This window comes from Micromonospora sp. CA-259024, from assembly GCF_050936255.1.
GTDB lineage: Bacteria > Actinomycetota > Actinomycetes > Mycobacteriales > Micromonosporaceae > Micromonospora.
The window spans coordinates 3,795,829-3,811,653 of record NZ_JBNJND010000001.1 but is presented as its reverse complement, the minus strand read 5'-3'; the positions used below and the strand labels follow the sequence as shown (position 1 = coordinate 3,811,653).

Sequence of the window (15,825 nt, the reverse complement as noted above, 5' to 3'; positions counted from 1 at the left end):
CAAACCTGTGCGGCATCCCTACAGTTCGGCCGACTAGTTCTCATTGCCACGGGGGATCTTTGATGACTGCTAGCCGCTGGCTGCTGCCTGCGTTCCTTTCTGGACCGTCTCGACTGGTTGTTGGTGCCGTGGTCGCGCTGCTCGGCGCGTCGAGCCTCGCGGTGCCAGCGCAGGCGGCGCCGCCCGCCGCGGCGCGGCAGCCCACCGGGGTCTCCGAGGCGGCCGACGCGGGGTCCGCCGCGGCTGCGGCGCGCCGCTCGGGCCAGCGGGTGGAGGTGGCGTCGGCCCGAACCGAGCTGACCCAGGTCTTCGCGAATCCGTCGGGCGACTTCACCGCCGAGATGGCGGTGCAGCCGCAGCGTGTGCACCGGCCCAACGGCTCCTGGGCTGACGTGGACCTCACGCTCATCCGGGATTCGGGTAGCTGGCGGCCTGCGGCGTCGGTCGCGGACGTGCGCTTCTCTGACGGAGGAGCCGCCGCGGCGGTGGTCCTGTCCCGGCAGGGCAGGTCGTTCTCCCTGTCGTGGCCGGGCGGCCTGCCGCGCCCGTCGGTGTCCGGCGACGCCGCGACCTACGCGGAGGTGCTGCCGGGCACGGACCTCGTGCTGCGCGCCACCCGGACGGGCTTCACGCACGTCTTCGTGGTCAAGACCCCCGAGGCGGCAGCGGATCCGCGCCTGCGCGAGCTCCGCTTCGACCTGGGTGGAGACGCGCGGGTGGTACGAGGGCGCGACGGCAACCTGTCCGCCGTGGCGGGCGGCGAGGTCCTCGCCGCCGCGGAGAACGCCGTCATGTGGGACTCCCGTGCCGCTACCGGGCCGGCGGGCAACCGCTCGGCGCAGACCTCAGCGGCGGATTCGGGCTCCGGTGGTGGGCCGTCGTCAGCGGCGGCGCCGGGTGACGCGGCACGAATCGCCGCCGTCGTTGTCGAGGTCGCCGACGGGGACCTGTTCCTGCGTCCGGACACCACGTTGCTCGCACCGGGGAACGCCATCTTCCCGGTCTACATCGACCCCGCCTGGTCCACCGGCAAGTCACGCTGGGCGTACTCGACGAACAACAACAGCAACAACACCGATACCTCGGTCGCCCGGGTGGGCAGAGACCCGGATTCGGGAAAGCTGTACCGGTCCTACTTCGACTTCCCGTTGACCACTGTCCGGGGTAAGCACATCGAGTCGGCGTACGTGCAGATGAAGGTGGACCACTCCTGGTCCTGCGGCAACACCCCGACCTACCTGTACCACTCGGGGGGTATCGCCTCGACGCCGCGCACCAATTGGGCACCGAAGTTGATCGGCCTGAAGTCCTCGGCCAGTTCGCACGCCAACGAGGGCTCCGGGTGTTCCGACTCCCCGCAACCCGACATGACCGTCAACTTCACCGGGTCCGCGGTGACCAGCGTGATCCAGTCGTCCGCGACGAGCAGCGCCACCAACATCACCTTCGGTTTCTGCGCCTGTAGCGCCACCGACGGCTCGGGCGAGAGCACCACCGACCGGTACAAGAAGTTCTTCCCCGGCAACGCCAAGCTGGTGGTCGACTTCGACTCGATCCCCGGCAAGCCGAACAACCTGCAGGTCGCGGGTGTCGCCTGCCCGGCCAACACGACGCTCGTCATCGGCACGCTGAAGCCGACCTTCTCCGCGATCTTCCCGGACGCCGACGGCACGCAGGCGCTGACGACGGGGTACGAGTGGGTCCAGGTGCCCGCCAACGGTCTGATCGATGCCTCGACGCCGCGCCGGGCCGCTCCCGCTGGGGCGTCGGTCCCCGCCGGCGGGCGCTCGACCTCGGCCGCGGTGACAGCCGGCGAGGGCGTCAAGTACGCGTTCCGTGCCAAGGCCACCGACCCCGCGCCGTACAGCCAGACCAGCGTCTGGTCCGACTGGTGCACGTTCCTGGCGGACACCAAGGTCCCCCCGGTCACCGCGACGCCGACCGGGGGGTCGACGGTGCCGGGCAGCACGGCCACCTTCACGATCCGGTCCACCGACCTCACGGTGACGAAGTTCGCGTACGGCTGGGTCAGCCCGGCCACCACGCAGATCGCGGCGACCAGCGGCATTTGGCAGGACCCACTGGGCTTCCGGGTGCCCGTGATGCAGGCGGTCGTCTCGCTCGTGGTGCCTAAGTACGGGTTGAACACCCTCTACCTCTCGGCCACCGACGGCGCCGGCAACGTCGGCCGTGGTTCGGTGGAGTTCACCGCCGCGCGTCCGGCCCCGGCCGTCGCCCGCTGGGGTCTGGAAACCTATCCCGGCGTCACGGCGACGAACGCGCTCGACGATATGCAACAGTCGCCGCCGTCGGGCAGCACCCCGTTGTCGTCGGGGAGCGTCTCGTGGACGGGAGACCTCCGGATGATCCGGGGTGAGACCGCCTCGTTCAACGGCACCTCGTCGGCCCTGGCCACGGCCGGACCGGTGCTGGACACCACCAAGTCGTTCAGCGTGGCGGGTTGGGTGCGACTGGGGGCGCTCCCGACCACGAGCGACATGGTCGTCGCCGCGCAGGCGGGCACCAACACCACGGGGTTCCAGCTGGGGACCCGACTGGAGGGCTCCCCGGCGACGCCCCGCTGGTCGTTCATGATGAAGGACACCGACCTGGCGACCAGCACCAGCCGACCCGCGGTCAGCACCGCCCTGACCGCCGCGGACGTCGGTCGGTGGACGCACCTCGCCGGCGTCTACGACAAGACCGCCGGAAAGGTCCGGCTGTACGTCAACGGCACGCTCACCGGCGAGGTGGACCGGACCGCGACGGCCTGGAGCGCGGGCGGCATCTTCACGGTCGGCCGCGGGTGGGCGGGCTCTCCGATCAACTGGTTCAAGGGCAACCTGGCCGACGTGCAGGTCTATGACCGGGTGCTGGTCGCGCACGACTTCACCGGTCAGCTCGCCGAGGACCCGGATTCCGGTGGCTTCGACGAGCCGGGGATGCTCGCGGCGATCAAGGTGGGTGACTGGAGCTTCGCCAACGGCATGCCCTGCTACGAGGAGTCGTCCGACCCCACGCTGTGCAGCGCGCCGGAGGACGGCCAGTTCGGCCGCCGACTGGCGCTGACCCAGGGCGTCGACTTCGGCTCGCTGTCCGATGACAAGTTCCTGGCGCTGGACCGGCAGGGCATCGAGGATCCCGCCCAGCAGACCGTTGAGTACGGGCGCTCACAGGACAATCTCGCCGAGCCGCAGAACCCGGTCTGGCAGGACGGCCGTGTGCTGCGTACCGATCAGTCCTTCAGCGTGTCGGTCTGGGTGCGACCCGACGCGGAGGCGTTGGGCACCCTGACCGCCGTCAGCCAGGCCGGCAGTCAACAGTCGGCCTTCTACCTCGGCCAGCGCGCCTTCACGGTGGGCAGCACAGTCGAGCACCGCTGGTGTCTCAGCGTCTTCGGTGTCGACGACGACGTCATCTCGGGCCAGACCGTGGAGGTCCCGATGACGTCGCGGGTCCTGACCGAGGACGACCGGGCCCGCTGGACGCATCTGGTCGCCGTCTACGACGTGTCCCGCCGGGAGGTTCGGCTCTACGTCAACGGTAAGCAGGAGGGCGTCAAGGGCTACGGCAGCAGCAGCTTCACCGGCGCCTTCGACGCGACCGGCCCGCTCGTTGTCGGTGCCGGCCGCTTCACCCCGGTGGGCGGGACGCCGCGGTGGGTCGACCTCTGGCGGGGCGACATCGACAAGCTCGGCCTCTATCAGGGGGCGCTGACCGACGTGGCGGTCAAGACGCTCTTCGACGCGGAGTCACCGGCGTCGGTGGAAGCACCCGAGGACTGACGCTCTCGTACCCCTCAGCTATCCGTAGCACGACACCTCGTGAGTGGAGGCATGGTGACTCGCTACCCCAAAAACCGGGCCAAAATGACGTATAAGCCGTATAACCGGATGCACACGATCGTCGCAGGGATCCTCAGTGGGGCGCTCGTCGTAACCGGGCTGTCGGTCCCGGCGCAGGCTGCGCCGACCAGCCCCAAGCCCCAGACCGGTCAACGGGAGAAGCTCGACAAGGACGGCGCCACGGCCGACGGTCAGGCCTGGCCCACGCGGAAGGTGCCGAGCGCGAAGCCGGCCGCGCCGGTGTGGCCGAGGCCGGGCGAGGCCACGGTGACGCTGCCAGCGGAAGCCCCGGCGGGGCAGCGCCGATCCGCGCCGGCGGCGGTACGGGTCGGTGCGCTGCCGGTGTCGGTCACCCGGGCGGCCGGCGCGGCGGGTGCCCGGACCTCTGCGGTCTCGGTCGAGCTGCTCAACCGGGCGACGGTGCCGGCGCGGTGGCGCGACGGGTTGGTGCTGCGGATCGACGATGCCGGTCAGGGCTCGGCGGCTACCCCGTCCGCAGCCCCTGGTCAGCCGGGTGCGGCCACCGTCTCGGTGGACTACCGGAGCTTCCGGGACGCCTTCGGCGGCGACTGGGCATCCCGGTTGCGGCTGTTCCAGGTGCCGGAGTGTGGACTGCGCACCCCGGAGCGGGCCGAGTGTGCCGCTACGCCGTTGGTGTCCCACAACGACGGTGGCTCGGTCAGCGCCGAGGTGCCGGTCACCGTCGGCGCCTCGACGGCGCGTTCCACCGGGGCGGCGTCCACACTGGTCGCGCTCGCCGCGGGCAGTTCGGGTCCGGAGGGTGACTTCTCCGCCACGCCGATGGCGGCCAGCGCCACCTGGTCCGCGGGCACGTCGACCGGTGGTTTCTCCTGGTCGTACCCGATGCGGATGCCGCCGGCGATCGGCGGCCCGGCACCCAGCCTCGGCCTCTCCTACACCTCCGACGCCGTCGACGGGCAGTCCGACGCGTCAAACAGTCAGCCGTCCTGGGCCGGCGAGGGCTTCAGCCTCTGGTCCGGTTACATCGAGCGCAGCTACGTGCCGTGTGCCGACGATATGAGCGGCGGAAACAACAGCACCAATCGCACCGGGGACCAGTGCTGGCGGTCGGACAACGCCACCATGTCGCTGAACGGCCGCGGCGGGGAGCTGATCTTCGAAACCGGCAAGGGCTGGCACAGCCGCAACGAGGACGGCTCGAAGATCGAGAAAAAGCTCAATGCCGCCAACGGCGATGACGACGGCGAACACTGGAAGGTGACGACGCCCGACGGCATGCAGTACTTCTTCGGCCTCAACAGCCTGCCGGGGCAGAGCACCACGACGAACTCCGCGTGGAACGTCCCCGTCGCCGGCAACCACACCAACGAGCCGTGCAACGCGGACACGTTCGCCTCGTCGTTCTGCGACCAGACCTGGCGGTGGAACCTCGACTACGTCGTCGACCCCCGTGGCAACACGCTGTCGTACTGGTACGAGAAAGAGGACAACTACTACGCCAAGAACGCTACGTCCACCAACAAGGCGCTCTACACCCGGGGCGGTTCGCTGCTGCGGATCGACTACGGCACCTGGGACCGTGGCACCACCGACCGCTCGGTCCAGCCGCTGGCCCAGGTCGTCCTCGACGTCGCTGACCGCTGCACCGTCGACTGCGCGAACCGGGGCAACTGGAAGGACGTTCCCTGGGACCAGGAGTGCACGGCGGCGGCGGCGGACTGCAAGGAGAACTACGGCCCGACGTTTTGGACCACCAAGCGGCTGTCGACGGTCACCACGAAGGTCTGGGACACCACCAAGACACCCGACGACTGGCAGCCGGTCGACTCCTGGACGTTGGGCCACACCTACCCGCCGGTGGGTGACGGCAGCGACCACGCCGGGATGTGGCTGGACTCGTTGGTGCACAAGGGCCTGGTCGGGAGCACGGTGGCGATGCCGCCGGTGACCTTCGAGCCGATCTCGAAGCGGAACCGGGTGTTGAGCAAGAACAACACCAGTAACAACCGGATGCGGATCGGCAACATCATCACCGAGACCGGCGGGAAGATCCAGGTCACGTACAGCCAGGAGGACTGCAACAGCAGCAGCCTACCGTCCTCCCCGGAGAACAACACCCGCCTCTGCTACCCGGTGGTCGGGCCGGACCCGTACGAACCGGGTAAGGAACTCACCGAGTACTGGCACAAGTACGTCGTCACGCAGGTCTCCGAATCCGACATCATGGTCAAGGTCGACGGCACCGACCACGGCCAGCCGGTGCAGAACACGTACTACGACTACATCGGCAACCCGGCCTGGCACTACGCCGACGACAACGGCCTGGTCAAGCCGAAGCACAAGACGTGGAACCAGTTCCGCGGCTACGGCCAGGTGCAGGTACGCAAGGGCGACGCCCCGGCACAGACCCTGACCGAGACGACCTTCCTGCGGGGCATGCACGGTGACCGGCTGAACGCGAGCGGTGGCACCCGCACCGTCACGGTGGGTGCCTCGCTCGGCGGTGAGACGGTGTACGACGAGGACCAGTTCGCCGGCATGGTCCGCGAGCAGGTCGTCTATAACGGCACCAAGACCAAGCCGGTCAGCAAGACGGTCAATGTGCCGTGGCGTTCGGATGCGACCGCGACCCGCACCATCGACAAGGACACGGTCACCGCCCGGTACGTCAACACGGCGATCACCTACAACGCCGTGGCGCTCGGAGTCAACGGCGCCTCCGGCTGGCGGACGTCGCGCAGCGTGTCGGATTTCGACGGCACCTACGGCAGCACGAAGACGATCCAGTCCGACGGTGACGTCGCCAAGACCGGCGACGAGACGTGCACCACCTACCTCTACAACCGCAACACCGGCGCCAACCTGATCCAGACGGTCAAGCAGATCACCGTCAAGGCGGTGCCCTGCGCCACCGCGCCGGCCAGCCAGGACGACATCGTCGCCGACGAGCGCAAGTTCTACGACGGCGCGACGAGTGTCGACACCCCACCGAGCCGGGGTGAGGTCACCCGGATCGACCGGCTCAAGGACTGGTCGGTCGGCGGTGGCACCGCCTGGCAGACCCTGAGCCAGGCCACCTTCGACGCGTACGGGCGGCCGAAGACCACCACCGACGCGCGTGGCCGTACGGTGACGACGGAGTACACCCCCGCGACCGGTGGGCCGGTCACGACGGTGACCACCAAGACCCCGGATCCGAACGGCGGCAGCGTCGACTGGGTCAACACCATCGAGACGCGGCCCTACTGGGGTCAGCCGATCCAGACCAAGGACTACAACGGTCGGCTCACCGACATGGAGTACGACCCGATGGGTCGCCTCGCCAAGGGCTGGGCGGTCGGCTGGCCGCGCACTGCCCACCCGACCAGCCCGTCGGTCGACTACACCTACTCGTACGCGCCCAACCGAGACGCCTACCCGTACACCAGGAGCCGGGTGCTCAACGCCGGCGGCGGTTACCTGACCTCGTACGACATCAAGGACGCCTTCCTGCGGCCCCGCCAGACGCAGACTGCCGGGGTCGGCGGCGACCGGGTGGTCACCGACACGCTCTACGACGCGACCGGTCGGGCCGTGACCACCTACCAGGCGCATGCCGAGCCGGGCCCGCCCGCCGGCGCGCTCTGGTGGGAGCCGGAGTGGTCGGTGCCGGCCGTGTCGAAGGCCGTCTACGACAACGCCTCCCGCGCGACCGACCAGGTCTTCTTCGGAACCGACGGGATCACCAACCTCGTCGAGAAGTGGCGCACCAGGACCGAGTACCTCGGCGACTCCACCGTGGTGACCCCGCCGGAGGGTGGCACCGTCACCACCGCCAAGACCGACGTGCAGGGCCGGACGGTCGAGCTGCGGCAGCGGGCCGACAAGACCCAGGTCAAGCCGGACATCGTCACGACCTACACCTACAACCGCAAGAACCAGCTCACCCTCGTCCGGGACACCGGCGGGAACGAGTGGGTGAACACGTACGACGTCAAGGGTCGCCAGATCAGCGCGAAGGACCCGGACAAGGGCACCACCACGACGTCGTACACCCAGTACGACCAGGTGGAGAAGACCACCGACGCCAACAACGTCCTGGTGAACGAGTACGACGCCCTGGGGCGGCGCAAGGGCCTCTACGTCGGCAGCATCGCGGCCGGCAACAAGCTGGCCGAGTGGAAGTACGACAAGCTCTACAGCGGCAAGACGGTCCGCGGTCAACTGACCGAGAGCATCCGGTACGAGTCCGCAGGATCGGCCAACGCCTACAAGTGGCAGGTGACCGACTTCACCGACCGCTACCAGCCGGACGGCGCGAACTACGTCATTCCCACCAACGAGGCTCAGAACCTCGCGGGCACCTGGTCCTACGCCTACGGATACTCCCCGTACGACGGCAGCCCGACGTCGATCACCTATCCCGGTGGCGGCGGTCTGACCACCGAGAAGGTGGAGACGAAGTACGACTCGACGACCGGCCTGCCCACGGAATTGGCCACCAATCTGATCAACGTGGGCCGTTACGTGATCGGCCAGCAGTACACCCAGTACGGCGAGCCGACCCTCACCACCCGCAAGACCGACGGCGGCGTGTACGTCGAGGACAACACCTACTACGACCTGACCACCCGGCGCGTCGACCGGATGACGGTCAAGCCGGAGACCGGCGCCGGCACGGTGGTGGACGCCAACTACAAGCGTGACGCCGCCGGCAACATCCTCTGGATCAAGGACACCCCGCAGGTCGGTACGGCGGACACCCAGTGCTTCCGCTACGACGACCTGCGTCGGATGACCAACGCCTGGACGCCCAAAACGGGTGTCGACTGCGCGGCGGATCCGAGCGTGCCCAACCTGGGTGGGCCGGCACCGTACTGGCACGAGTGGACCCTCGACGCGGTCGGCAACCGCAGCACGGAGAAGGTGCACACCGCGGCGGGCGACACCAAGCGCGACTACACGACGCCGACCAGCGGCAAGGACGTCGTACGGCCGCACGCCGTCACCTCGGTCGCCACGGAGGCACCCGGCCAACCCGCCGTCACGACCCAGTACGCCTACGACAACGTCGGCAACATGACCTGCCGGCCGGCGGCCACCACCGCGAACAACTGCGCGACGGCGGCGAACTCGCAGACCCTCACGTGGAACGCCGAGGGCAAGCTCGCCACGGTGAAAGTCGGCGGACAGACCGTCGAGACCAACATCTACGACGCCGACGGCGCGCGCCTGATCCGGCGTGACGCCACCGGCAGCACGCTTTACCTGCCGGGCCAGGAGATCCGGCGGGACAACAACTCCGTCATCACCGGCACCCGCTACTACAGCTTCGCCGGCAAGATGGTCGCCAACCGTACGCCGAGCGCGCTGACCTGGCTCTACTCCGACCACCAGGGCACCCAGCAGACCGGCATCAACGCGGCGTCCCAGGCGGTCACCGTACGCCGCCAGACCCCGTACGGCGATCCTCGCGGCAGCCAACCGCAGTGGACCAACAGCAAGGGCTTCGTCGGAGGCGACAAGGATCCGACCGGCCTGACCAACATCGGGGCCCGGCAGTACGACACCGGTCTCGGGCGGTTCATCTCGGTTGACCCGGTGCAGGACCTGGCCGACCCGCAGCAGTGGAACGCCTACGCCTACAGCAACAACAGCCCGATCACGTTCTCCGACCCGAGCGGCCTCCGGGCCTGTTCCGACGACGCCTGTGGCCCGGGCGCCGACTACGAGGACATGTACGGCAACTACCACGAGATCGAGGGCGACAACGACGGTTGCGGCGGCAGTTGCGGCGATGACGACTGGGCAGAGGCCCACGCCGCGCATGAGGCTGGTGGCGGCAACGGCGGCGGTGGCGATAAGGGCGGCAAGGGCGGCGGCAAGAACGGCGGCCCGACCGACGAGGAGATCAAGCGGGCTAAGGAAGTTAAGAAGCAGAACGCCATCTCGATCATCATCAAAGCTGGTGGTCAGCTTCTGCTCGAGTTCTTCGGCATCAACGACATCCTGGATTGCATCCACGGCAATCTGATGGCCTGCGTCTACTCGCTCGCCGGCATGCTGCCCTGGGGCAAGGCCGCTCAGGTCATTCGCAAGGCCAAACCGATGGCCAAGGTCCTCGGCAAGGCCGCGAAGGCCCTGGTGAAATGGTCTCAGGACACGAAATGGGCCGACGACGTCCTGGAGGCAGCCGAGAGTTGCCTGATCAAGCGGCACAGTTTTGCGCCGGGGACGAAGGTCGTGCTGGCCAGCGGTGGTTACAAGGCCATTGAGGAGCTGCAAGAAGGCGACCTGGTCCTGGCCACCGACCCGGAGACCGGGGAGACCGCGGCTCGTGAGGTCACCCGCACCCACCGCAACGAGGATGCGGACCTGACGGACCTGACGGTCGCGGTGGCCGGCGCCGAGGCTTCTGTCATCAAGACGACCCAGCACCATCCGTTCTGGAGCGAGGACCGGAAGGACTGGATCGACGCTGCGGATGTGCAGGTCGGTGAGTCGCTGCGGGCCCTGGATGGCAAGGCGGTAACCGTCCAGGCCGTCCGGTCGTATGCTGGCCTGAAGTCGATGCACGACCTCACGGTCGCGGACATCCACACGTACTATGTCGTGGCCGGCAATACTCCGGTACTTGTCCACAATTGCGGACCTGGGCAGGAGTTTGGCACGGCGTGCACATGTAGCGCGGACCAGAGCTTCACCAGACTCGGCACCAGTTGGGAAAGTACGGCGCGCCTTGAACGATCGGCTGCTGCTGCGGAAGATAGCGGCAGGTTTGGTCACGGCGTTTCGGTGACAACTCGTACGGCAGAAGGCGCGAGCACGGCTACACGACAGGAGATAGAAGAGGCTGGCTTCAGCCTGAGGTACACGCCGACGAGGAACGACTCGACGCACCATACGCTGGAGCTTCCGAAACCCGTAGACTCCGGTGTCGCGAGGGGGTTCAACGTGCTTTTTGGTAGACGTCGGTGACCGAGACCGACGAACTTCTAACAGCGGCCCAACGCGGGTTGCTGAGGCTGCAAGCGGTAGTAATCACAGACTGGCGTGATGGTCCGATCGAGGGCATCGCGCGACTGTCCGCCGGAGATGGGCTCTGGAAGTTCAAGATTTTCGCTGACAGCGCCAGCAGCGAGGACGTCAGCGAGAGGTTGTATCTGCTCTCTGCTCTGCCAAAGGAGTCAGCCGAACCGCGGATATTGGAACTGATTGCAGGTGTGCGTCTACCGCTGGTGTGGCCGTTCGACAACCAACCGAATGCTGCTGCCGCAAAATCTGCGGTCGATCTGGCCCTCGACGCTGCGAGGCAGGCAGCTCTGGTAGTAAGTTCGAATGACTTCGATGTCGTAGTCAAGGCGTGGTTGGTAGAGGTCGAATTTCGATCGGTTGCCTGAACGTCTCGTCGCTACGCCGTCAAAGTGTCGACTGCGGAATCAGCGAATAAGTTCGGTGAGTTTGTAGAAGACCCGGCTACGGGCCGGGTGGGCCCTCGCGTTGAGGGCCCACCCGGCCGGCCGGTAGCGACTCGCTGTGCGAGTAAGCCAGCACTCGTCGACCGTCCGACGCGAGTCCTCAGCGGCTCCCGCCTCCGTTCGCGCTCCCAGCACCGCGATCGCTCACAAATCAGCGGCACGTCGAACTCCGCGTTGGCTGGAAAGCATGCGCTTCGCTCCGCCGCCCACCCGCTGAGGCCGGTTCACGTCATCACCCGGCGCCGGACGCTCGTCGGCCGACGGTCCTGGTCAGCGTTCCCGGACCACCGCGACCGGGCAGTGGGCGTGCTGGATCAACTGCTGGCTGACCGAACCGAGCAGCATCCCGGCCAGCCCACCCCGGCCCCGGCTGCCGACCACCACCAGCCGCGCGTCGCGGCTCGCCTCGATCAGGATCGCCGCCGGGCTGGTCGGGGCCAGGTCGACGGTCACGTCCAGCTCTGGGAACGTCCGCCGCCACGGCTCCAGTGCCTGCTCCACCGCGGCCCGCTCGTCGGGCAGCCCGGCGGCCCCGCCGGGGCCCGGAGTCCAGGCGTGCAGCACGCGCAGCGGCACCTGCCGCTGCGCCGCCCGTTCGGCCGCGAAGCCGAGCGCCACCAGCGACGGTTCCGAGCCGTCCACACCGACCACCACCGGGCCGGTCGACGCGTCGGTTCGGGCGCTGCCGGCCCCGTTCCGGACCACCACGACCGGGCAGTGTGCGTGGGCGGCGACCGACACCGCCGTCGACCCGGCCAGCAGGCCACCGAAACCGCCGTGGCCTCGGCTGCCGAGCACCAGCATCCCGGCCTCGGCCGAGCGTTCCTGCAACACCAGGGCGGGCGGCCCGTCGTACACCTCGCCGGTGACCGTCAGGCCGGGGTACGCGCCGACGGCGTCCGCCGCGGCGTTGCGGACCAACTCCTCGACCTGCCGGCGGGCGGTGTCGTCCGGCCAGACCCCGGGCGCCACCCCCGGGCCGACCCAGCCGGCCACCGTCAGCCACTCGAAGACGTACGCCAGGCGTACCGGTTGGCCGCTGTGCCGAGCCTCCTCCAGCGCCCAGTTCACGGCTACCGAGGCGTCGGTGGAGCCGTCGTAGCCGACCAGGATCTCCGCGTCGCGCACGTCGTCCTCCTCAGGGATTGGTCGGGCCGGTTTCGCGGACCCAGCGCCACTCGGCGACCTGGGGGTCGTCCTCGCCGTACTGGCGGGTGTAGTCGCGGGCCGACTGCCGGGCGTCGACCATCCGCTGGCGTAGGCGCGCGGCGCGGGCGGCCAGGCCGGGCACCCGGTCGATGACGTCGGTGACCAGGTGGAAGCGATCCAGGTCGTTGAGCATCACCATGTCGAACGGTGTGGTGGTGGTGCCCTCCTCCTTGTAGCCGCGCACGTGCAGGTTGTCGTGGTTGGTGCGACGGTAGGTGAGCCGGTGGATCAGCCACGGGTAGCCGTGGTAGGCGAAGATGATCGGCCGGTCCTCGGTGAAGATGGTGTCGAACTCGTTGTCGGTCAGGCCGTGCGGGTGCTCGGTGGCCGGCTGGAGTCGCATCAGGTCGACCACGTTGACCAGTCGTACCTTCAACTCCGGGAGGTGCTGGCGCAGCAGCTCGACGGCGGCCAGCGCCTCCAGGGTGGGTACGTCCCCGCAGCAGGCGAGCACCACGTCCGGTTCGCTGCCGCCGTCGTTGCTGGCCCACTCCCAGATGCCCAGGCCACGGCGGGTGTGCTGGATCGCCTCGGTCATCGTCAGCCAGTTCGGCGCCGGCTGCTTACCGGCCACCACCACGTTGATGTAGTGCCGGCTGCGCAGGCAGTGGTCCATCGTGGCGAGCAGGGTGTTGGCGTCCGGTGGCAGGTAGACCCGTACCACCTCGGCCTTCTTGTTGACCACGTGGTCGATGAAGCCCGGGTCCTGGTGGGAGAAGCCGTTGTGGTCCTGCCGCCAGACGTGGCTGGACAGCAGGTAGTTCAGCGAGGCGATCGGTTGCCGCCAGGGAATGGCGCGGGTCACCTTGAGCCACTTGGCGTGCTGGTTGAGCATCGAGTCGACGATGTGGATGAACGCCTCGTAGCTGGTGAACACGCCGTGCCGGCCGGTCAGGAGGTAGCCCTCCAGCCAGCCCTGGCACAGGTGCTCCGAGAGCACCTCCATGACCCTGCCGTCGGGGGAGAGGTGGTCGTCGCCGGGCACCCTGGCGGCCACCCACGCCCGGTCGGTCACCTCGAACGCGGCGCCCAACCGGTTGGAGGCGACCTCGTCCGGGCCGAACAGCCGGAACGTCTGCGGGTTGGCGGTGATGACGTCGCGGATCCACGGGCCGAGCGCCCCGGTCGCACCGGCCATCGGCTGGCCCGGTTCGGGAACCTCCACGGCGTAGTCGCGGAAGTCCGGCAGGGTCAGGTCGCGCAGCACCAGGCCGCCGTTGGTGACCGGATTGGCGCTCATCCGCCGGTCACCGCGCGGTGGCAACGTCCGCAGCTCGTCCACCGGCGCGCCGGTGGCGTCGAACAGTTCCTCCGGCCGGTAGCTGCGCAGCCAGTGTTCCAGCTCGGCCAGGTGTGCCGGGTTGTCGCGTACCCCCGACAGCGGCACCTGGTGGGCGCGGTACGTGCCCTCTACCTGGCTGCCGTCGACCTCGCGCGGGCCGGTCCACCCCTTCGGCGTCCGCAGGATGATCATCGGCCAGCGGGGACGTTCGACGACGCCCCCGGAGCGGGCCCGGCGCTGGATCTCGGCGATCTCGTCCAGAGCCCGGTCCATCGTCGCGGCGAGGGCGCGATGCACCTGGGCGGGGTCGTCGCCGGCCACCACGTACGGCTGGTAGCCCGATCCGCGCATGAGGTCGAGCAGGTCGGCCTCGGGGATCCGGGACAGCACGGTCGGACTGGCGATCTTGTAACCGTTGAGGTGCAGGATGGGCAGCACCGCACCGTCGCGTGCCGGGTTGAGGAACACGTCGGAGAGCCAGCTGCCGGCCAGCGGCCCGGTCTCCGCCTCGCCGTCGCCGACCACGCAGGCCACCACCAGGTTCGGGTGGTCGAACGCGGCGCCGTAGGCGTGGCTCAGCGCGTACCCCAGCTCGCCGCCCTCATGGATCGAGCCCGGCACGTCCGCCGCGACGTGGCTGGGGATGCCGCCCGGGAAGGAGAACTGGCGGAAGAGCTTGCTCATCCCGGCCTCGTCGCGCGCCACGTCGTGGTAACGCTCCGACCAGGTGCCCTCCAGCCAGGTGTTGGCCACGATGGCCGGGCCACCGTGGCCGGGGCCGGTCACCAGCATGGCGTTGAGGTCGCGCGCGACGATCACCCGGTTGAGGTGGGCGTAGATCAGGTTGAGCCCGGGGCTGGTGCCCCAGTGCCCCAGCAGCCGAGGCTTGATGTCGTCGCGGGTCAGCGGCTCGCGCAGCAACGGGTTGCCGAGCAGGTAGATCTGCCCGACGGTGAGGTAGTTCGCGGCGCGCCAGTAGGCGTCCAGCCGGCGCAGCTCGTCGTCGGTGAGGGCGCGGTGCACGTCGAGAGCGGTGTCCATCATGCTGCCTCTCGCGGGTCGGGGTGGGGCGTCCGGCGTCCAGCTTCGCCGCCGCGGACGCCCCGGGTCAGGGCCGTTGGTCCCGCGCCTGGCGGGCGTCCGGCCCGGTCAGTGGCACCTCCGCCAGGCCGCGGACGACGATCACCGGGGCCGGAGCGTGGTAGAGCAGGGATTGGGCGACCGCGCCCAGCATCGCCCGTCCCGGTTCGTCGCCACGGGCGGCGACCAGCGCCACCTGCGCGCTGCGGGATGTGTCGACCAGCACCTGGCCGGGGTCTCCGCGCACGACGCGGCATTCGGTGGCCACCGCGCTGTGGCGGCCGGTGTGCTGGGCCAGCGCCTCGCTGAGCTGCTCGGCGACCGCGTCGGTGTCCTCGTCGTACTCCACCACCCGCAGCGCCACCAGTCGGGCGCCCCTGCGGGCCGCGCACTCCACGGCCCACTGCAGAGCGAGGTGTGAGCTGGGTGAGCCGTCCACCCCCACCAGCACCGGGCCCTGTGGCGGCGGCTCGCGGCGGACCACCAGCAGGGGGCAGCCGGCCCGTGCGGCCAACTGCACGGCGGACGTCTCGGCGGGAACGCACTGGCCGCTGCCCGCCATTCCGCTGTCGCCGACGGCCAGCAGGAAGGCCGTCTCCGAGCGGCGGATGAGGGTGGGCAGCAGGGCACTCTCGACGATCTCGCCGCGTACGGTCAGCCCTGGCTCGGTCTGGTGGGCGAGTTGGGCGGCCCGGGTGATCAGCTTCTCGGCCTCGTCGCGGGGCGCGGCGACGGTGTCCGCGGCGAACGCCGCCTGCCAGTCGAAGGTGTGCAGCAGGTGCAGGGGCCGGCCGTGCCCGGCGGCCTCCTGCGCGGCCTGTTCGACGACCGGGAGGTCGAGGTTCGACCCGAGGCCGACCAGCACCGCTGCGTCGGCGGGTGCGGCCATCCGATATCACCTCCCGGGCGTCGCGCCCGGCACGACCAAGCTGTCCCTGACCGAGGGTAGTCGGATGGGCGCGGCGGCGGG

6 protein-coding genes are annotated in these 15,825 nt (G+C 69.2%); 3 read left to right on the top strand and 3 right to left on the bottom strand.

The features are described from left to right. Window positions 1–62: 62 nt before the first annotated feature. The 3 genes from ACQEUX_RS16750 (at window position 63) to ACQEUX_RS16740 (ending at window position 11,206) form a co-directional block, all read left to right on the top strand. Window positions 63–3,785, top strand: coding sequence for a LamG domain-containing protein (locus tag ACQEUX_RS16750; RefSeq protein WP_433048143.1), 3,723 nt, complete (start codon window positions 63–65; stop codon window positions 3,783–3,785). Between the two features lie 108 nt (window positions 3,786–3,893). Beyond that, a complete protein-coding gene (locus ACQEUX_RS16745; protein WP_433048140.1) occupies window positions 3,894–10,784 on the top strand; it encodes a polymorphic toxin-type HINT domain-containing protein in 6,891 nt (2,296 codons plus the stop codon). Further along, window positions 10,781–11,206 carry a hypothetical protein gene (locus ACQEUX_RS16740; protein ID WP_433048137.1) on the top strand — a complete coding sequence of 142 codons (426 nt, stop codon included), beginning with the start codon at window positions 10,781–10,783 and terminating at the stop codon, window positions 11,204–11,206. The genes ACQEUX_RS16745 and ACQEUX_RS16740 overlap by 4 nt, the downstream gene beginning before the upstream one ends. Window positions 11,207–11,554: 348 nt before the next feature. On the opposite strand, the gene ACQEUX_RS16735 is transcribed toward ACQEUX_RS16740, so the two are convergent. The 3 genes from ACQEUX_RS16735 to ACQEUX_RS16725 all read right to left on the bottom strand — a co-directional run bounded on the left by ACQEUX_RS16735 (window position 11,555) and on the right by ACQEUX_RS16725 (window position 15,744). Beyond that, a complete protein-coding gene (locus ACQEUX_RS16735) occupies window positions 11,555–12,412 on the bottom strand; it encodes a universal stress protein (RefSeq protein ID WP_433048134.1) in 858 nt (285 codons plus the stop codon). A gap of 10 nt (window positions 12,413–12,422) precedes the next feature. Beyond that, window positions 12,423–14,816 carry a phosphoketolase family protein gene (locus ACQEUX_RS16730; protein WP_433049898.1) on the bottom strand — a complete coding sequence of 798 codons (2,394 nt, stop codon included), beginning with the start codon at window positions 14,814–14,816 and terminating at the stop codon, window positions 12,423–12,425. 67 nt (window positions 14,817–14,883) lie between these two features. Next, the gene (locus ACQEUX_RS16725) at window positions 14,884–15,744 is read right to left on the bottom strand and encodes a universal stress protein (protein WP_433048131.1); all 861 of its coding nucleotides are present in this window, start codon (window positions 15,742–15,744) and stop codon (window positions 14,884–14,886) included. Window positions 15,745–15,825: the final 81 nt, after the last annotated feature.

What these genes read in the sequence shown, in the direction of transcription:
- ACQEUX_RS16730 (WP_433049898.1), bottom strand. Translation starts at nt 14,816, where the DNA reads ATGGACACCGCTCTCGACGTGCACCGCGCCCTCACCGACGACGAGCTG.
- ACQEUX_RS16745 (WP_433048140.1), top strand. Translation starts at nt 3,894, where the DNA reads ATGCACACGATCGTCGCAGGGATCCTCAGTGGGGCGCTCGTCGTAACC.
- ACQEUX_RS16750 (WP_433048143.1), top strand. Translation starts at nt 63, where the DNA reads ATGACTGCTAGCCGCTGGCTGCTGCCTGCGTTCCTTTCTGGACCGTCT.
- ACQEUX_RS16725 (WP_433048131.1), bottom strand. Translation starts at nt 15,744, where the DNA reads ATGGCCGCACCCGCCGACGCAGCGGTGCTGGTCGGCCTCGGGTCGAAC.